14 protein-coding genes are annotated in these 20,260 nt (G+C 48.4%); 8 read left to right on the top strand and 6 right to left on the bottom strand.

Features of this window, described 5'->3' with window-relative positions:
- The first annotated feature begins 350 nt into the window (after positions 1–350).
- The 3 genes from recQ (at position 351) to VT06_RS02190 (ending at position 5,099) form a co-directional block, all read left to right on the top strand.
- Positions 351–2,147, top strand: coding sequence for a DNA helicase RecQ (gene recQ, locus VT06_RS02200; protein ID WP_046552625.1), 1,797 nt, complete (start codon positions 351–353; stop codon positions 2,145–2,147).
- Between the two features lie 129 nt (positions 2,148–2,276).
- Complete coding sequence (locus tag VT06_RS02195) at positions 2,277–4,379, top strand: diguanylate cyclase domain-containing protein (protein ID WP_052750143.1); 2,103 nt, start codon at positions 2,277–2,279, stop codon at positions 4,377–4,379.
- Positions 4,380–4,493: 114 nt separating this feature from the next.
- Complete coding sequence (locus VT06_RS02190; protein ID WP_046552624.1) at positions 4,494–5,099, top strand: YkgJ family cysteine cluster protein; 606 nt, start codon at positions 4,494–4,496, stop codon at positions 5,097–5,099.
- Between the two features lie 32 nt (positions 5,100–5,131).
- Here the strand turns inward: VT06_RS02190 and VT06_RS02185 are convergent, their stop codons facing one another.
- The gene (locus tag VT06_RS02185) at positions 5,132–6,151 is read right to left on the bottom strand and encodes a zinc-binding alcohol dehydrogenase family protein (protein ID WP_046552623.1); all 1,020 of its coding nucleotides are present in this window, start codon (positions 6,149–6,151) and stop codon (positions 5,132–5,134) included.
- Between the two features lie 198 nt (positions 6,152–6,349).
- On the opposite strand from VT06_RS02185, the gene VT06_RS17490 reads away from it, so the two are divergent.
- From VT06_RS17490 to VT06_RS02170, 3 genes are all read left to right on the top strand, one after another.
- Positions 6,350–6,661: a hypothetical protein gene (locus tag VT06_RS17490; protein WP_052750142.1), complete on the top strand. Its 312-nt coding sequence runs from the start codon at positions 6,350–6,352 to the stop codon at positions 6,659–6,661.
- Between the two features lie 91 nt (positions 6,662–6,752).
- Positions 6,753–7,313, top strand: a complete 561-nt coding sequence (locus VT06_RS02175) for a CBS domain-containing protein (RefSeq protein ID WP_046552622.1) — start codon at positions 6,753–6,755, stop codon at positions 7,311–7,313.
- Between the two features lie 87 nt (positions 7,314–7,400).
- Positions 7,401–9,494, top strand: coding sequence for a S9 family peptidase (locus VT06_RS02170; RefSeq protein ID WP_235357329.1), 2,094 nt, complete (start codon positions 7,401–7,403; stop codon positions 9,492–9,494).
- Here VT06_RS02170 and VT06_RS02165 read toward each other — a convergent pair.
- From VT06_RS02165 to VT06_RS02155, 3 genes are read right to left on the bottom strand one after another with little or no spacing between them, the layout of a single operon-like run.
- Complete coding sequence (locus VT06_RS02165) at positions 9,491–10,462, bottom strand: DUF4862 family protein (protein ID WP_046552621.1); 972 nt, start codon at positions 10,460–10,462, stop codon at positions 9,491–9,493. The genes VT06_RS02170 and VT06_RS02165 overlap by 4 nt on opposite strands.
- A 42-nt stretch (positions 10,463–10,504) precedes the next feature.
- Positions 10,505–10,813 carry a hypothetical protein gene (locus VT06_RS02160; RefSeq protein WP_046552620.1) on the bottom strand — a complete coding sequence of 103 codons (309 nt, stop codon included), beginning with the start codon at positions 10,811–10,813 and terminating at the stop codon, positions 10,505–10,507.
- Between the two features lie 33 nt (positions 10,814–10,846).
- Positions 10,847–12,028: an NAD(P)/FAD-dependent oxidoreductase gene (locus tag VT06_RS02155; protein ID WP_046552619.1), complete on the bottom strand. Its 1,182-nt coding sequence runs from the start codon at positions 12,026–12,028 to the stop codon at positions 10,847–10,849.
- Between the two features lie 435 nt (positions 12,029–12,463).
- On the opposite strand from VT06_RS02155, the gene VT06_RS02150 reads away from it, so the two are divergent.
- Positions 12,464–14,710, top strand: a complete 2,247-nt coding sequence (locus VT06_RS02150; protein WP_235357328.1) for a S8 family serine peptidase — start codon at positions 12,464–12,466, stop codon at positions 14,708–14,710.
- Positions 14,711–14,796: 86 nt separating this feature from the next.
- On the opposite strand, the gene VT06_RS02145 is transcribed toward VT06_RS02150, so the two are convergent.
- Positions 14,797–17,016: an SEL1-like repeat protein gene (locus VT06_RS02145; protein ID WP_046552618.1), complete on the bottom strand. Its 2,220-nt coding sequence runs from the start codon at positions 17,014–17,016 to the stop codon at positions 14,797–14,799.
- Positions 17,017–17,145: 129 nt separating this feature from the next.
- Positions 17,146–19,158, bottom strand: coding sequence for a lipid IV(A) 3-deoxy-D-manno-octulosonic acid transferase (gene waaA, locus VT06_RS02140; protein ID WP_046552617.1), 2,013 nt, complete (start codon positions 19,156–19,158; stop codon positions 17,146–17,148).
- Between the two features lie 169 nt (positions 19,159–19,327).
- Between waaA and VT06_RS02135 the strand changes: the two genes are divergently transcribed.
- A complete protein-coding gene (locus tag VT06_RS02135; RefSeq protein ID WP_046552616.1) occupies positions 19,328–20,254 on the top strand; it encodes a glycosyltransferase family A protein in 927 nt (308 codons plus the stop codon).
- The last annotated feature ends 6 nt before the right edge of the window (positions 20,255–20,260 follow it).

The raw sequence follows: 20,260 nt of genomic DNA, 5'->3' as shown, positions 1-20,260 counted from the left end.
TCACTATTGCTGTTTAGCCTGTGGTGATACCGCACTGCTGCCGTGCTTGCCATAGGGCTATGTTGTTTTTTTTATTATTGGGCAACATTGTAAATTGGTATTACCAAAACTTCAAGTAGGCCACGTTAGCAGTTTTTCTTTGACAAGTAAATAAAGCAGACATCTGGCGTAAAGGCAAAAACCACTTTGCATTAGAGCTTTAACTCCAATAACAGCAGGTAAAATGCGCAGTCTTGCAATTGGTCTGACCAGAAAAACCACCAGTGGAACAATCGGCAGGCTGCAACACTGTAAATTGACTGGCGTAACGCATACAATAGCGGCTGTTTTTTTTAAGGTATTAACGGCGCGTGTCAGAACAGTTATTAGCTACGCTTAAACAAGCTTTTGGTTACAGTGCCTTTCGGGATGGCCAGGCCGAAATTATTGATGCGGCGTTAACCGGCCGCGACAGTTTTGTGCTGCTGCCTACCGGTGGCGGTAAATCGTTGTGTTATCAGTTACCGGCGCTGCATTTGCCACTAGTCACTATAGTCGTGTCGCCGCTAATGTCACTGATGAAAGATCAGGTAGATGCGTTACAAGCTAACGGCATTGCTGCTGAGTTTATTAATAGCAGCCTAAGCCGCGAGGCGGTGCTTGAGGTGTTTACCCGATTACATCGTGGCGAACTAAAGCTATTATATGTGGCGCCCGAGCGTTTATTACAGCCTGCATTTTTAGACCGGTTAAGTGACGTCGGTGTCAGCCTGTTTGCTATTGACGAAGCGCACTGTATTTCGCAGTGGGGCCACGATTTTCGGCCCCATTACATGGCACTGGCATTAGTAAAGCAGCGTTTTCCAACGGTGCCGGTAATGGCGCTTACCGCCACAGCAGACATTGCTACCCGCCAGGATATTGTGCAGCAGCTTACCCTGCAACATCCCTGTATTTATACCGGCAGCTTCGATCGGCCGAATATCCGATACACAGTGCAAGAAAAATTCCGGCCGCTGGAGCAAGTCGTCAGTTATTTAAAAGAGCAGGAAGGCAGCGCTGGCATTATTTATTGTAGCTCCAGGCGTAAAGTAGATGAACTAAGCGGTCAGCTTAGCGAACGAGGCTTTAAAGTTGCCGCTTACCATGCCGGCCATGACAGCGAGCAGCGTGGTCGGGTACAGGATGATTTTAAACGAGATGATATTCAGGTTATTGTTGCCACGGTAGCCTTTGGCATGGGCGTAAATAAATCGAATATCCGCTTTGTTATCCACTTTGAATTGCCGCGTACCATTGAAGCGTATTATCAGGAAACTGGCCGTGCTGGTCGCGATGGCGTTGCCGCCGAAGCCTTAATGTTATTTGATCCGGCCGATATTACCCGTATGAAGCGCTGGCTGGAAGCAGAAGAAAACCCGGCCAGGGCCGAAGTGGCCTGGCAACGCTTTCAGGCAATGGCTGCCTTTGCCGAGGCCCAAACCTGCCGTCGGCTGGTATTGCTTAATTACTTTGGTGAAGCACGGCAGCAACGCTGCGGCAACTGCGATATCTGTTTAAACCCACCACAGCAATTTGATGCCACCGAACTGGCTCGCAAAGCATTATCTTGCGTGTATCGGGTAGAACAAAGCTATGGCATGGCACATGTTATAGAAGTACTGCGCGGTAGCCAAAATCAAAAAATTCGCGAATTACGTCATGACACGCTTAGCACCTGGGGGCTGGGCAAAGATCACAGCCACGATTACTGGTTAAGTGTACTGCGCCAGCTAGTGCACTTTGGTTATTTACAACAAGACATAACCCGTAACTCAGTACTGCAACTGCTACCGGCAGCCCGGCCTTTGCTGCGAGCCGAAACCAGCTTGCAACTGGCGGTGCCGCGTTTGCAAAGCAGCCAGAAGGTGCCGGCTAAGCTGGGTAACCAGAAATACGACCGCGCACTGTTTGGCCGGCTGCGGACGTTACGTAAACAGTTGGCCGAGCGCGACGATGTGCCGCCTTTTGTGGTGTTTAGCGATGCCACCTTAATTGATATGTGCCAGCAACTGCCTACCAATAATGGCGCAATGCTAGCGGTATCTGGCGTGGGCAATACCAAGCTTAGCCGCTATGGCAGCGAATTTATCAGCGAAATCAGTGATTACCTGGCAAGTAATGGCTAAAGAATGTAATTTTTGCATAACGTAAACGTTATTATTTAACTGCTACCGTTGTCAAGCCACTGCCGGATAACATTATGCTATGCTACAATTTAAACTTATTTTTAACCTTTTTAGCCTGCGGAGAGCTTAGTGGCCACAGCAAAACCCCTGTTGTACGCCTTGCTGCTATGGCTTTGTAGCTGGCCGCTTTTAGCCGCACAAGCTGACGTTAATCGGCTTTCTCCCCACACTTTGGATCAAACCAGCATTCAATACCTTTATTATATGAGTAGCTCAGCCGAGTTAACCTTGGAAGATGTTTTAACTGATCCGGCCTATCTGCACAGCTTTCAACCTCTGCAGGGCGATAAACGGATCTTGTTCAGCAATGGCAAGCCTGTCTGGTTTATGGCCCGATTACACAATAACAGTGAACATTCTGTGCAATGGTTATTGGAATATAACTTTCCAATGGTAGATAAACTCGAGGTTTACCGGGTAGACAGAGCCAGAAAAGATATCGAACTGCTTAACCGCACCGGTAACGATTACCCTTTTAATGAACGGGCTTTACCTTACCGGGGATATGTTACCGAGCTTAATCTGGTGGGTGAGCAAGAGATTGACGTGTATTTACGTGTGGTCGACGCCGCTATTATTCCCAGTGATATTACGCTGTGGCAGCCGTCGTCGTTTATTAGGGTACAACAAGGCAATGCGGTTTTTGATGGCGTACTCAGCGGCATTTTGCTAATGCTGGCGTTACACAGCTTATTGTTGTTTCAGCAGCAGCGACAACCACAACGACTTTATCAGGCACTGTTTTTTGCCTGTTTTGCTATGGTACTGGCCATTTTGAATGGCTTAGCTTTTCCGTTACTCTGGCCTGACAAGCCAGCGATTAACCTGGCGATACTGTATATCTTTTCCGGCTTATCACTGCTGTGTCTTAACCTGTTTATCCGCGCCAGACTAGAGCAACCATTGTCATTAATCTGGCATAAGGTGCATATATTTAATAATTTGCTGACCCTGAGCCTGCTATTTAGCCCGCTACTTATTAATGGCGAGTGGCGCTTTTGGTTACTGTTATCCAGCATTGGCCTGGTCATCGGCAGTAATATTTTGCTAACACTGCATCATGCTATTGCTGGCCAAAAAAGCGCCCGCTCTCTGGCACTGGCTTGTTGTTTTTTATTGCTAAGTGCCGCTATTCTCACCATGGCGCAGTTAGGCTACTTTAAACAGCTACTAGATTGGCATTACTTAACTTTGTTATTAATTTTACTGAGTATGACTGTTATTCATTTTAGCATGGACCATATACATGCAGCGTATACCACAGATCACGACGCATTAAGAGAGTTAACCAGATACAAAACCCTGTTTCACCAGGCTGCCGAGGGCTTGTTTGTCGGTAATGTCGAAGGTAAGTTACTGGATGCCAACCTGGCACTATTGCACATTTTGGGTTATCAGCAAATTAATGAGCTGCGACAAGACATTAGTGGCAATGGCATTATTCGGTTTTATGCGAACCCGGGTGAGCATCAGGATTTTATCGCTCAGCTGCATAAATGTGGCCAGCAACAGGCGGAGATCCGAGGTTTACGCGCCGATCGCAGCCCATTTTGGGCGCTGCTGTCGGTAAGGTTAGTGCCCGCCACCAGCAACACACCCGCGTTTATTCATGGCTCAGTTATCGATATCAGCAAACAGAAACTGGCTTACGAGCAGCTGAGTTATCAAGCCAATCATGATCCGATCACCGGTTTATATAACCGTCATTATTTATTGCAACAGCTTAACCGTACTTTATATCAGGGCGGTAAACGAAACTGCAGTTTACTGTTTGTTGATATCGCCCGTTTTAATGATATTACTAACCGCTTCGGCCATAACGCCGGCGATCAGCTGTTGCAACAACTTGGCAAACAGCTTTCTGGCAACTTAGCGCCCGCCGATATACTGGCACGGCTCGAGAAAGACCAGTTTGCCTTACTTTCGCCGGGTAAAAACGCCAATGAAGCGCTTGTGGTGGCTTATCGGCTGGTTGAGCAAATTAAAGCATTCGAATTTAGCTGGCAGCAACAGCGTTTTTCGTTCAGCACTAGTATTGGTATCAGACTAATAGATAACAGCCGGCTCGACAGCGACAATTTTTTAATTCAGGCCGCTGCCGCTGCCGCCATCGCCAGTGAAAAAGGCCAAAACCGTATTCACCTTTATACCGAACCTATGCTGACCAGTTGACTATATTTACGCCATGCCCTTGCTGTGTTGATCAGGCTCAGCGTAGAATAGCTACGCGGCAATCCGTCGTTCCTTTGTTAAGCAATAACCCTATGTATTTCGTTTGGAGTCTGTATGCAACGGTTGCGTGAACTATCGCGCCGGGTTGAGGCTGTGTATGGCGAAATAGCCGACACATTCAGCAAATATCAACAAAATCAGGGCTTACAGTGCCGCAGTGGTTGCGGCGAATGTTGCCTGGCGCCCACTATTGAAGCAACCGTACTGGAAATGTTACCGCTGGCACTGCATTTGTTTGATCATGGCAAAGCAGAACACACCCTAAGCCAACTCGAGCAGTTAACCGAGCCGCAAGGTTGTTTTTTTTATCAAAAACTCTCCTTTGACGGAAAGCAGGGCCAATGTAGTGTTTATCAGCAACGCCCAAGTATTTGCCGGATGTTTGGTGCTAGTGGTTCCCGCGATAAAACCGGCCAGACTTCCTTGTCGACCTGTAAAATTATTAAAAGCGACAAAGCGGCTCAGTATCAGCAAAGCCTGATTATGCTGCAAAGTTCGCCACCGCCACTAATGATGATAAGCAAGGAGCAGGTAAACGAACTTGATTACCAGCTGGGGCAAACGCATTACGGCATTAACACCGCCCTGCAATTAGCGCTGGAGCATGTACTGTTTAAAGCCAGTTACAGCCATGATCAAACCGATCAGCAAATTGCCTGAGTACTGCGGTTAAAAAAACTCAGGCCTTGCTGTTAAAACCCCTCCAGCACCACCTTACCAATGGCCTTGCCGCTTTCCAGCAAAGCATGGGCCTGACGCAAGTTATTGGCATTAATGGTTCCCAGATTTTGTTGTAAGGTGGTTTTAATTTGTCCTTGCTCAATTAGACGGCTTAAATCAGTGAGTAACTGATGTTGCATATGCATATCTGCAGTAGTAAATAATGAGCGGGTAAACATAAACTCCCAGTGCAGAGAAATGCTTTTTTGCTTAAGCGGCATAATATCAAGGCCAGCAGCCGGATCGTCTATCAGTGCCAGTTTACCTTGTGGTGCTAACAACTTAACCAGCTCAGGGTAATGCTGGTCGGTATGAGTTAAACTGGCCACATGGCTTACTTCTTCAATACCCAGTTCGGCTAGCTGAGGCAGCAGTGGCTGACTATGGTCGATAATATAATGCGCACCCAACGCTTTTACCCAGGCTTTACTGGCAGGGCGTGAGGCAGTACCAATAATACAAACACTGGTTAATTTTCGGGCCAGCTGCAGCAGCATTGAACCAACGCCACCCGCGGCGCCAATAATCAGTAATATTGGCCTTGGATGCTTTAAACTGGGTCTATCCAATTCCAGCCGGTCAAACAACAACTCCCAGGCGGTTATCGCAGTAAGTGGCAAAGCAGCTGCTTCAGGGTAACTTAAATTGCTGGGCATTAACGCAACCAAGCGTTCATCTACTAATTGGTATTCGGCGTTTGAGCCTCTGCGATTAAGGGCCCCAGCGTAATAGACTTTATCGCCGGGTTTAAACAGGCTAACTTCTGTGCCAACAGCGACAACTTCCCCCGCCGCATCCCAGCCTAGCACCTTGTATTCATCCGCTGACGGTGCTACCCGGGTTCTGATTTTAGTGTCTACCGGATTAACTGAAATAGCCGCTACTTTTACCAGTACATCGCGATCGGTTGCCTCGGGCTGCGGTAATTCAATATCCAGTAAAGCTTCAGGCTCAGTGATAGCCAAAGCGCGTTGGTAACCAACTGCTTTCATACAAATTCCTTAATTGTTAATCTGCCAAGTTAAAACAAGCCTACCAGAAAACGCATAAGCGGCCAGTAATCATGAAAATAAACTTGTCATGGTAAAGTAATTTTTCATTAAACTATTGCAGTTATGCTTTAGCAGGCCCATTATTATAAAACGATAAATGGCTGATGTTCGACAGCCTCAATAGATAGAATGTAAACAATGCGCTGGCTAAGTTGTTTTGCCTTAATAATGTATCTAAGCCTGCTGGTAACACCGCAGTTAGCAACAGCGCATGACTCCCGTTTATCACCGTTAGCCAGTAACCAGTTTCAGGCAGTAAGCCCGTTAATAGGTCAAACTACTGTTGTTACCGAACAAGACTTCGGTGATGACAATGATTCCAGCTTTGCTATTTTTACCTGTAAAACTGACATTTTATTAAGCGGCATTATTGCATTAATGCCAACGGCCTTACCGTTAAAATCGAATAACACTGCACACCCCGTTCGCGCCCCACCAACACATTCCTAATTAACATATTGTTTAGCTTGGCATAGTTGCTATCGCTCCAACCGTTAATTTAACCGGTACGGCCTGTGCATACCGGTACTAAGGAATACTTATGAAAACGTTATCATTATTTGCAGTAGAATCGATTGATCATTTAATTCAACCAGGTCAATTTGACCATGCCCGTTTATCGTCGCCAGCTTTACAACTGGTCACCGACTTTAAACAAAACCAGCCAGACATGATAAGTGAAGCCACCCCTGCCAGCGATCTACTGGCACTGATGCAAATTGAGCGCAGTAAACTTAAATTGGTGGTCGATAACCAAGGTGAGTTAAGCGGCATTATTCATTTAGACCAACTTTCTGATCAAGCAATTATGCGCCGGGTAGCCTTGGGTGATGACCGGCGCGAGATTAAAGTTGCTGATTTAATGCGGCCACGTGAGCGGATTAAAGCATTAGCCTGGCAGCAGCTTCAGCATTGCACCATTGCTGATGTGTTAAACACGCTGCAATCAAGTGGCGAGCAACATTGTGTGGTGGTTGACCGCGAGTCACACCTGATCCGTGGGGTTATTAGCGCGCAAGATATTGCCCGGCGCTTACACTTGCCAGTGCACATACGCCAAACCCCGACTTTTTTAACCTTGTTCGATAGCATTAGCGCGTAAAAGCCTTATTTGGTCGCGGTACGTTTGAACCTTAACCACGAAACAGGTAGTTTAGCGGTTAAGGTTAATAAAACGAGAATGCGCCACGTGAAACACCCCTTGTTACTATCGCTGCTTAGCAGCACCTTGTTGGCCAGCGCTATGCTGGCTGGCAACTTCGTATATGCCAACCCAGTGGCAGTAAAAAGCACTGCCCCCGCCAGCAGCCAGTATTTTGAAGCGGAGGACATTTTTGCGTTGGAATATGCCAACGATGTACAAATATCGCCCGATGGCAGCAACATAGTCTATGTTCGTCATAGCAACGATATTATGACTGACAGCACCCGAACCAGCTTGTGGCTGCTGAATGTAAAAACCGGCCAGCAATTACCGTTGTTTGCTGATACCTTTAATTACGGTCAACCACGTTGGTCCGCTGACAGCCAGCAACTGGCCTTTATTTCTGATATGAGCGGCTCAAGCCAAATTCACCTGCATTATTTAACCGAAAATAAAACCGCCCAATTATCCAGCTTGCGCCAAAGCCCGTCTAACCTGACCTGGGCGCCAAATAGCCAACACCTGGCCTTTACCATGAATGTCGATGCACGTGAAGCTGACGTAAAGCAGCGGGTTAAAAAGGTCAAAAAACCAGTCGGCGCTAAATGGTCGGAGCCGGCTATAGTGCTGGATAGGGCACGTTATCAGGCTGACGGTCAGGGCTTTTTAAAGCCACAGTTCCGGCAGGTTTTTGTACTGCCCGCCAGCGGCGGTTCACCACGCCAGTTAACGCAAGGTGAGTTTCATTACGGCAGTGATTTACGCTTTACCCCGGACAGTAAGGCATTAGTGTTTTCAGCTAACTTGGACCCTGATTGGGAGTTTCAGCCACGTGACAGTAATTTGTACCGGCTTGATTTAGCCAGCAGCGAACTACTCGCCCTGACCAGTATGGCGGGTGATGAGTCGGCACCGGTGTTTTCACCCGATGGCAAGCAACTGGCTTTTTTATGGCAAAGTAATGCGCTGGTGCCTTATAGCAACAGCAAATTAAAAGTACTCACCCTAAATAACAATAACATTAGCGATATCGCCGCCGATTTTGACCGCAGTATCGATAATCCAAACTGGTTAACCAACGCCAGTTTTGTAGTGCAATACGATGATCGCGGCCAACGTAAACTGGCGACCTTAACCACTAAAGGTAAACTGACTGACTTAACCGCCAGCGTAGGGGGCGTGTCGCAGCCACAACCCTATTTAAGCGGTCAATATAGCGTGTCAGCTAACGGTACTATTGCTTACACTTATGGTACCAGCCAGCGCCCGAGTGACGTTGCCGTATTGCAAAAAGGTAAAAGTACAGTATTAACTGCGCTGAACGAAGATTTGCTGGCGCACAAAAAACTGGCGCAGGTGCATGAAATAATCTACAAATCTTCGTTTGACGGTGAAGAAATACAAGGCTGGTACATGACCCCTCCAAATTTTGACCCGGCAAAAAAGTACCCGTTGCTGTTAGAAATTCACGGTGGCCCGCATTTGGCCTATGGCGCGCAGTGGAGTGCCGAAATGCAGCGTTACGCCAAAGAAGGCTATGTGGTGTTTTATGATAACCACCGCGGCAGCTCGTCGTATGGCGAACGTTTTGCGCTGTTATTGCAAAATAAATACAGCTCACCAGAAGACTACGCCGACCATGACAGCGGTGTAAACGCCATGCTGGCACTGGGCTTTATTGACGAAAACAACCTGTTTATTGCCGGCGGCTCGGCCGGTGGTATTGCCGCAGCCTATGCTATTGGTCTCACTAATCGTTACAAAGCAGCGGCGGTGGTTAAACCAATTATTAACTGGTTAAGCAAAGTATTAACCGGCGACAGTTACCTGTATCAAACCTTTTATCAATTCCCCGGCGTACCATGGGAAAATGTTGAGCATTACTGGCAGCGTTCGCCATTAAGCCTGGTAGGCAATGTTAAAACCCCCACTATTCTGATCACTGGCGAGCAAGATCGGCGCACACCTATTTCAGAATCTGAGCAGTTTTATCAGGCATTACAGATACTGCGGGTAGACACCGCGCTGGTGCGCATTCCGGGCTCACCGCATGGCATTTCGAATAAACCCAGCCGAATGATTGAAAAAGTAGAATATATGTTGGCCTGGTTTGAGAAGTACCGTACGCCTTCTAATTAGATAACGAAAAACCGGTCTAAAATTGCCAGCGTCTCGCGGATAACCGTAATTCGCTGCTCGATAGATGCGTTAAATGGCCTTATGCCAATTTTGGCCCCCAGCACCGGCAAGGCTGCTGGTTGCTGGCAAGCTGCCAAGCACTGGTGCATGGCTTGCTCGGTCATCCAACTGCCTGGCTCGCCGTGTTTAACCAAGCCACTTTGCTGCGCTGGCTGATGACTGTCCCGCCAGGCACCATACTCACTGTCTTTATCTGACACACCAGAAAACATTACGCCACTAAGTAAGCCTGCCGCCTGCGCTGCCTTAATATGCTCAAGCGCACCGCCTACCTGGCGCGTTTCAAAGACTGAACGACCCCAGTTAATTACCATGCCTAACTGCTGCGCTGCCGGCAGTTGGGCATTGAGCTGACTCAGTACGCCCAGCTCGTCAGTTAGCGCTAAAAAGCCTTTTGATGGCGCATGGCTGTCAACATAGGCATCGCAATGCTCAATCACGATTTTTGCGCCTTGCCAGTCCCACTTAAGCATGGTGTTAAGCGAGGCCAGCAGCGCAGCGCTCGACGATGCGGCGTTGTGCCGGGCTGGTGCGGTCTGAATTTGAACGGCCGTTACGGCCTGGCGACCTAAATGCGCGTTTAAGGTGCCAATTGCCGCACACGCTTGCTGCATAAACCTCAGCGCAGCGTCTCTGCCGGCGGCATCATCAGAGGCGAGGCCAAACAATGGATTTTGGCTAAGCGCGGTCATAATGCCAGGAATGCAGGTAAACACGTATTCCCAATCAGGGGCGATATTAGCTAAAAACCAGTTGTCGTCATGCTGGTGCAAGCTACCCAAAAACGGATGCTCCAGCCCTTTGAGATTGGGCAAGGCTTGTAATTCATGATAAAACGCAGTTTCCAGTTCAGCATCCCAGCCACTGTGATTGGGTGAGGCGGCATAAGCACCCAAGTAGTACTTCATCAGTTTGCATGTCCTTTTTGATACATAATCGTCAGGGGCTAACTATTCGTCCGGGCAGCTTAAAGTAAACACCAGATGCTTTTGCATAGTTTTTAACACCACGCCGCGTTTTAACATTAACCCACTTAAACGCTTTTGCCACAGTAGCAGTTGCGGCTGTGCTGTTTCAAGCGCCGCAACGTCAACAAATTGTAATCGCACTAATAACGAGCCGGGAAAGGCTTCATATTCCAGGCTAAACCAGCACTGCACTACACCGGGCAGTTCTGTTAGTGCTTGCTGCTCCAATATTGTTACCGCAGCCAACACCAAAGCCTGTTGTTTTTTTTGTACTACCGAGAGTTTTTTCATTTAAAATTTAGCTCTTTGTTACGGTGTTGATAGTTAACAATACTGCCCGGCCACCCAGCCACTGGCCCAGGCCCACTGGAAGTTGTAGCCGCCAAGCCAACCGGTAACATCGACCACTTCGCCAATAAAATACAGGCCGGGTTGCTGTTTTGCTTCCATGGTTTTAGACGACAAATAATCGGTATCAACGCCACCAATGGTTACCTCGGCGGTGCGGTAACCTTCGGTGCCGTTGGGTTTGAAAATATAACCATGCAGGCTATCGGCTATCTGCTTAATGCTTTTCGGGGTTAAGGCTTTTAGTGGCTGGTTAGTGACCACCTGCTGCTCGATCAGCTTTTCTACCAGTCGTTTTGGCAGTAATTTCGCCAGTGCTGTTTTCACTTCTTGCTCCGGGTGAGCGTGTTGTTGTGCTGCTAAAAATGCTGCAACGTCCGTTTGCGGTGACATATTTACTGTTATGTTATCGCCCGGTTGCCAGTAACTGGAAATTTGTAAAATGGCCGGGCCACTGAGGCCGCGGTGGGTGAATAACATGTCTTCCGGGAATAACATACCATTGGCCTCGGCGGTGACCGGCAGTGCCACACCGCTTATTTCTTCAAATACCGCTTTATCGCTGGGTTGCCAGGTTAAAGGTACTAAAGCAGCACGCAGTGGCAATACCTTTAAACCAAATTGTTCTGCCAACTGAAAACCAAACGCGGTAGCGCCTAAATTGGGTAAGCTTAAACCGCCGCTGGCAATCACCAGGCTGTGACACTGCCGGCTTAGCTCGGCGGTACTGACGGTATACTGGCCGTCAGCCACACTAACACTGCTGATAGTTTGTTGCAGGGCAATCTGCACATTGGCTGCTTTTGCCTCGGTTAGCAGCATTTCGACGATTTCTTTCGCAGAATCATCACAAAACAGCTGACCCAGCGCTTTTTCGTGATACGCAATAGCATGCTTTTGCACCAGCGCAATAAAATCCCATTGGGTATAACGGCTTAGTGCTGATTTACAGAAATGCATATTGTGCGATAGGAAATTATCTGGCGCAGTATACGTATTGGTGAAATTACATCGGCCGCCACCCGACATCAGGATCTTGCGGCCAGCGCGCTTGCCGTTATCAATAACCAGCACTTTACGGCCACGCTTGCCAGCTTCAATGGCGCACATTAATCCTGCTGCACCGGCACCGACTACAATTACATCCCACTGCTGCATACTACACTGCTCATTCACCCGAAAGGCCGCTATTGTCGGCGAGTGTCTGAGCAGATGCAAATAACTCTGCTTATGCTTTTTTCTTCTAATGAATAACTAATCGCTATATATGAAAGCGCTTTTCTGCAGCACATTGTTGGCCGCATTAGCCTGCTCTGGTTGACGCGCTACTCTTTTTGCTCGAGTCAACATTTACCTTTTTACAAAACAAAAAAGAATATTTATGGGTAAGGAAAATCGTTGTCACCATTTCATGCATTTACACTTAATTACAATTTGGTTATTAGTAGTCGTGATGTTATTGCGGATTTGCAATAAGTAGTCGTCAATTTCCAGGAAAAAATAATGACTAACAATAATAAGAGTGTATTCATGCACAAACCACAATTTAAACTCCGTAAACTTGCAGTGTTATGTATACCAGCCAGTGTTTTAATGTCACCGGCACTGCTTGCTAATGATAATGATAATGCCAGCGCATTTGCCAGCGCGGCTCCAGCCTTCGCTATAGCCATACCAACTGTTAACAACAACAATCAGCAGCGCAAGCGTTATATTGTAAAATACAAATCAGTAGAGTTAGAGCAAACTGGACCGGGTTTATTCTCGGCTACAACCAACGAAAGAAAGCTATATAATTTAGAGCGCAAATCTGAACGGTTAGCCCGTCGCGGCGCTAAGGTAAAAATGCTGCTGGCTGCTCAGTCGGCTATTGCCGTTGAGCTTGACGGTGCTGAACTCATTGCATTGCAAGCTGATAATAGCGTGGAGTTGGTTGAAGAAGACTACAAACGGTATCCCCTTGCACAACAGGTTCCTTTTGGTTACACCATGGTGCAAGCAAACCAGGTGAGTGACCAGTTCGCTTCAAACCAAAAAGTGTGCGTTATTGATTCCGGTTTAAATTTACCCCACGAAGACTTTTTAACCGGCAACATCACCGGCACTACCGATGCCGGTACCGGTAACTGGTTTCAGGCTGGTGGCCCACATGGCACCCATGTTGCCGGCACAATAGCGGCCTTAAATAATAGTACTGGCATGGTTGGTGTAATGCCTAATGGTAATATTAAGCTGCATATTGTTAAAGTATTTAACGAATCAGGTTGGGGTTACAGCTCTACGCTGGCTAATGCTGTGAATACTTGTGTCAGTAATGGCGCGACGGTCATCAATATGAGTTTAGGTGGCGGCGGCGCAAACACCACTGAAAGCAATGCCATGCAAGCGGCTTTTGACCAGGGTGTATTGCTTATTGCCGCGGCCGGCAATGACGGTAACACCGTGCTGTCTTATCCTGCGTCCTATAATGCCGTAGTTTCTGTCGCCGCGATTGACAAAAATAAACAACTGGCCGACTTTTCTCAGCGCAACATTCAGGTAGAGTTGGCGGGGCCTGGCGTCGACATTCGCTCAACGTACCCAGAAGGGACAGGCTTAGAAGCCATTCTCAGCGTTGGCAGCACAAATTATGATAGTTCGCCAATGACGAATTCTTCTGATGGCAATGCCAATGCCCAATTAGCGAATTGTGGACTAGGCGAAACAACCTGCGCCAGCGTCGCTAACAAAATTTGTGTTATCGAACGAGGTAACGTCGGCTTTGTGCAAAAAGTGCAATCTTGTGAAAATGGCGGTGGTTTAGCCGCCATTATCTACAACAATACCACCGGTGATTTTGGTGGCACGCTGGGCGAAAACCCGGGCACCCGCATTCCTGCAGTTGCGGTAACCCAGGCGGTTGGTCAGGCTCTGATGAGTCGCTTAGGTCAGACCGCTTACATTAGTTCAGGTGCCAGCAACTATGGCCTGATGAGTGGCACATCAATGGCATCGCCACATGTTGCCGGCGTTGCTGCTTTAGTCTGGAGTCATTTCCCGCAATGTACCAATGCTCAAATCCGCAACGTTCTGGCCCTTACGGCAGAAGATTTGGGTACAGCAGGGCGCGACAATTCCTATGGCTTTGGTCTGGTCCGGGCGAAAGTAGCCTATGACTATATTAATCAGCAAGGGTGTGACGGGACGGGCGGTGGTGTTACTCCTCCTCCACCGGCAGGTAACGAACTGGTAAAAGCGCAAGCCAAAACCAATTTATCTGGCGCAGCCAATTCCAATCAATATTTCACTATTACCATACCAGCCGGGGCAAGCAACCTAAGCTTTAACATGGCAGGCGGTAATGGAGATGCCGATCTCTATGTCCGTTTTGGTAGTCAACCCACCACCTCCAGCTACGATTGCCGGCCATATCTAGGTGGCAACGCTGAAAGTTGTAGCTTTGCCAGTCCGCAACCCGGCATTTACCATGTAATGGTCAGTGGTTATAGCGCCTTTAGTGGCGTGTCACTGGTAGCAAATTACACTGCAGCTGCCAGTGGTGGTGGCTCTACGTTAGATAATTTAAGTGCCACTAGGGGTAACTGGTTACATTACACAATTACCGTACCTGCTGGCATGAGCTCGTTAACAGCAACCAGCTCAGGTGGCACAGGCGATTCAGACTTATATGTGCGTCGTGGTAACCGGCCTACAACCACTCAATATGACTGTCGTCCTTACGAAACCGGTAACAATGAAAGTTGTAGCATTAGTAACCCACAAGCAGCCATTTACCATGTTAGCTTGCGCGCTTACAGCAGCTTCACAGGCTTGAAATTGGTCATAGCATATAAACCCTAAGCGTTAAATAAGCTTAAATAATAAGGGCGCCCTCGGCGCCCTTATTTTTTAATACTGACATTTGCTACTTTCCGGCTTGCTGCCGATTAAGGATTTAACAGTCGGTAAAGCTGCGCTTTAGCTAATGGCTCGTCTTGCTCCGCTGCCAGTTGATAATAATCACGGGCTCTGATTAGATCGCGGCCAACCCCGCGGCCATTTTCATACATCCAGCCTAAATTGTATTGGGCAGTTGCATAGCCTTGTTCTGCCGCCTGACTAAACAACTCCACCGCTTTTTTATCATCCTCTTTTACCAGCCGGCCATTTTTATAAAACATGCCCAGCGCGGTGAGTGCCCGCGGTACTTTTGCATCTATCGATTGCTGGTACAGTGCCAAAGCACGCGCTTCATCCTGCGGTACGCCATAACCTTTTTCATATAACCAGCCCAAGTGTGCTAGTGCACGGCTATGTTGCTGTTGTGCTGCCAACTGATACCAATAGACTGCTTGCTGATCATTTTGTTTTACGCCGCGGCCCGTTTCAAAACGCAGCCCCATATTAAACTGTGCGTCGGCATCACCGGTTTCAGCTACTTTCTGATACCAGTAAACCGCTTGCTGTTCATCCTGAGGTACCCCACGGCCATTAGCGTACATAAAGCCCAAATTGTACATGGCATACACTTCACCCTGGGCGGCTGCTTGTTGATACCAGCTAATTGCAGCGGCGTCATCCTGAGCCGTGCCACTGCCATTCGCTAAGCGCAATGCCGCGGTGTACTGGGCAATCGCCAACCCTTGCTTAGCCGCGGCTTCAAACCACTGAAATGCCTGCTGCTCATCAACCGACACGCCGGTGCCATTGGTATAAGCCAACCCTAATTGATATTGAGCATTAGCAGAGCCTTGGCTGGCAGCCAGCTCAAACAATGCAACCGCACGGCTTAAATCTTCCTGACGGCTGTTACCTTGTTGCAACAACATACCAAGATAATAACTGGCATCACCATCTTGCTGCACCGCTGCCCGTTCCAACCACTCTTTAGCACGATTAGTATTGGCGCGAATGCCACGGCCTTGCAAATAACTCGCCCCTACTTCACGCTGAGCAGCCGCGAGACCTTGCTCAGCAGCTTTAAGGAGTAATTTAAAAGCATTATCATCACTTTGGCTAACACCGCTACCCTCGCGATACAGCATGCCCAATTGGTAGGCAGCCCGGGCATGATTCTGCGCTGATGCTAGCTGATACCACTTGGCCGCTTGCGGCAGATTTACTGGCGTTCCGCGGCCATCATAGTAACGATTAGCCACAATAAACTGCGCATCAACGTCACCTAGTTGGGCTGCCTTTTCAAACCAGCTGAGCGCGGTTCGCTCATCCTGAGTTACACCACGACCGTTGGCGTGCATATACCCCAGGTTATATTGTGCCAACACATGTTGCTGCGCGGCGGCCTGACTATACCAATATACTGCCTGAGCATCATCCTGAGTTACCCCGCGGCCATTGGCAAATAAGGTGGCTAAATGATACTGCGCTGCCGCCATACCTTGCTCGGCGGCACTGGCAAACCAGTTTGCGGCCTCAGTAAAATCTACTGCTACACCGTGGCCATTAGCGTAGGACGCTGCCAGGTTAAACTGCGCATCAAGATGTCCATTTTGCGCCAACGGCAACCACTGCGCTAATGCATCGCTGAAATTACCACGGGTAAATGCCCGCATACCCGTATCAAAATTGGCTGACCCTACCGCGATAGAGCTGACAGTTGCCGCCGCTACAGCTGCGTTAGCACTGCTTTTATCTGCGCTGCGCTCAACCGCCGCATTTTCGCTACGTCGGTTGTCAGCGCTGCTTTGTGCTTCGGCAAGCGCTGCAGCAGGGTTACTGGTGCGCATCTGTAATTCGGCCGTATTACTAACTGTAATAGTCTCGGTAGCAATGGCGGGCGGGTTCACCAGTAGGGCTGGTGCTGGCGTTGCAGCTTGTTTAGCTTTTAGTTTTGCCGCGCCGCGCTCTATATCACGCTGGGCGGCAGCCAGTTCGGCAAAATCACTGCTGTTTGATGCAGCCTGTTCCAGCCAATATCCGGCTTGCAAAGGGTCTTGCTCTACGCCTAGGCCCAAAGAATAGGCTTTCGCCAGCTCAAATTGAGCCGCCGTTACCCCTGCCATGGCCAAGTTCTGCCAAAGCTCTACCGCTTTAACATATCGGCCTTCGGCATAGGCCGCTTTAGCCTCTGCCATTATTTCGGAATTATCTGCTGCTGCCACCAAACTGACTGCGAGCAATGCTGTTATTATTTTATTTAGACGCATAGATGCCCCTCCGCTGCCATAGTTATACCAAAGTTCAACTAAGACACCAACAGCTTAATCCATAATATAAACAGAAAATTATAAGCCAACCACGGCTTAAAACTGCGACAAAGCGCTGTTTATGCGGGTTTAACCGCGTTTTTGATACTGGTAGCCAGTAATAACATGTTGCCAGGCACTACTTTGCCAATGAAACGGCGTTAACTTTGCTTGCTCTTTATGCAAAGAACGCAATAAACGCTGCAGGTTTTGCTGTTGCCAGTTGCCGGCTTTCCGCCGCTGGCATTTATCAAAGTCAATCAGCCAGACCGTATCGGCCTGGTCCAGCAAAATATTGCGACAGTTTAAATCGGTGTGATCAACCCCCGCCTGATGTAGTTTAGCGATGGCTACGCCAACCGCCCGCCATTCGTGGTCGTGTAGCGCCCGCTCGGTATGTAATAGTGTTGCTAAATCACGGGCACCATTAATGCGCTCAATCAGTAAATCGGCTCGATAACTGAAGCCGCTGCGCTGATAATGTGCCGCCACCGGCTTAGGTACCGCTAACCCCTGCTCGCGCATCCACTGTAGCAAGCTGAACTCTTGCATTGCGCGACTGTATAACGCATCTTTATAAAAAAACCGGTCAGTTAATACCTTGCCAATCAGGCCGCCCCGGTAATAATGGCGCAATACCAATTGATGCGGCTGATTTTTTTGCTGATGCTGCACAAACCAGGCAGTATTGCGGCCAGTGGAGCTTCCGGTCACCGCACTTTGCTGCTGCCACCAGGCCGGTTTAAATTGCGCCGTAGCAATATTGCTAAATACATCCGAGCGGTACCAATATATTGCCTGAGCAACGTTGTTGCGCTGCCGGTGTAAAAGGCTATCGCCACACAGCTGATGAATTGCCAACATACTGCGTGCCACAGCCCCTTGCTGCTCAGTATAAAACTGGCGGGCACGCTCACCTTGCTGCTGACGCGAAACCGTATCGGCCAACAATTCGGCAGTATTGGCCAGCAGCTGCCCGGCATTCTGCACAATACTAACAGCCCGTTGTTGCGACAGCTGGTTATAGGCATCGGCAAAATTAAAGTAGTGCGGTCCAGTTTGCACGGCTTTACCAAAGCAAATAGCTTCCAGCGGGTTATGGCCGCCCCGGCCCATTAAGCTACCACCAATAAACACCAGGCTAGCGTGCTGATACCAGGCCAACAACTCGCCCATGCTATCCACTAACGCTACCTGCGTTGCCGCAGCTGGTAAGCCACCTTCACTGCGTCGCCACAAGGTTAAGCCAGCATTACTAACCAGAGTTGCCACCTTATTAAAACGCTCGGGGTGACGCGGTACCAGCACCAGTAATAGCGTAGGAAATTGTGCCTTTAGCGTTGGGTAAAGCTGCAATAGCTGTTCATCTTCGCCTTCGTGGGTGCTACCGGCTACCCATACTACACGGCCATTAAGCGCAGGCTCAAGCTGCACGCTAATGGCAGCAAAGCCATCGGGCAGCTGCATATCAAATTTTACATTGCCACACACTTGCACGTTATTATGCCCCAGAGCCTGAAACCGCCGGGCACTGGCCTTATCTTGCGCTAATAACAGACTAATGTGCTGCAATAGTCCCAGGGTAAGCCAGGCAAAACGCCGGTAGCCTTTGGCCGAGCGTGCCGATAAGCGGGCATTCACCAGCACCGTGGGGATCAGTGCCTTATAACACTGCTGTAATAAATTTGGCCACAGTTCAGTCTCTAAAATAACCACTAGCTGCGGCTGTAAGGTGTTAATAAAGCGGCGCATGGCGCCTGGATAATCAAAAGGTAAATAACAATGCTGCACCGTATTACCCAAACGGCTAACAATAGTCGCACTGCCAGTAGGCGTTGTGCAGGTAACGGTAATGGGCTGCGATGGGTAGCGTTGCTGTAATTGCTTAATCAACGGAATAGCGGCAATCACTTCTCCGACTGAAACGGTATGCACCACAATACCACCCGCCTTTAGGTTGCTGGGCAACCAACAAAAACGCTCAGCCAACCGCTGCCGATAGCGCTTATCGCGCAGCGAGCGCCAGCCCAGATAAGCCAGTAAAGGTACTAACCCCAGATACAGTAATAACTGATATGCAAAGCGGTTTAACGCCTGAGCCATAATAAATTCCTGTGTACACCCGACAATAAGGCTGCACTGCCATAAACGGCTATGATGCCAAATATCAGCCGCCTACACCAAAAGAATCTGTTTTGATTTCGGCTTTAATGCTAAACTTTTTGCCTTTTAAGCTGCTTTATCTTAGTAAAACCCAGCGCTGGAGTCGTGCATGCCTAACGTTAATTCAAATAACACCACTTTAGAAAAAGCGACCTTGCTCGATAATATTAAAGAAGTATTACTGCGCTTTGCCGCTTCGGGCTACTTTCCGGCTAGTGCATTTATTAAAAACCAGCCGGTAAAAGCTGATTTACCCATAGCATATGACAATATTAAACTGGAAATTGTGACCCACTGCTGGAATTACGCCCGCTTTTTTGTTTATCAGCTTAGCTCGCTGGTAAAATACCCACCGGCTAATATGCAAGTGCGTTTTACTGTATTTTACTCTGCAGAAGATCAGGCTACCGCCAAATTATTGCAGCATTTTCAAACTATTGTGGTACCGAATGTCGAATGGAATTTTCAGGTGTTGCCCACGCCAATGTTGCTGCGCCGGGCAATAGGCCGTAACCGGGCTGCCAAACAAACGCAAGCCGACTGGGTGTGGTTTGCCGACTGCGACATGGTATTTCATGAAAACTGTTTGGATACCTTGCAGCAATTGTTAACCGGTCGTCAGGAGATTTTACTGTTCCCCGACACCTTGCTGGTAACGCCGTTATTAACCGAAGCCGACCCGATGATTTCAGCCGGTAAAGATAAAACCGAGTTATTAGAAGTAGATACCAGCAAATTTAAACCACGCAAGTTTGACCGTGCTACCGGTGCCATTCAAATTATTCATGGCGAAGTGGCCCGCAATTGCGGTTATTGTGACGATTTAGCGGTGTATCAGAAACCGAAATACCACTGGACTAAAACCTATGAAGACCGCGCCTTACGCTGGTTACTGGGCACGCAAGGAGTACCGATAGCATTGCCTAACTTACTGCTTATTCGCCACGCCGAAAAAGGCCGTTATAAAGAAGACAGCAAAGTATCGGTTATTCGTAAAACCATTCGCCGAATTAAATCGGCACTAATTAATAAGTAATATTAT

It is taken from the genome of Arsukibacterium sp. MJ3, from assembly GCF_000987765.1.
Taxonomy (GTDB): Bacteria; Pseudomonadota; Gammaproteobacteria; order Enterobacterales; family Alteromonadaceae; genus Alishewanella.
Note: the sequence above shows the minus strand (reverse complement) of the source record. Positions and strands in the feature narration are given on the sequence as shown.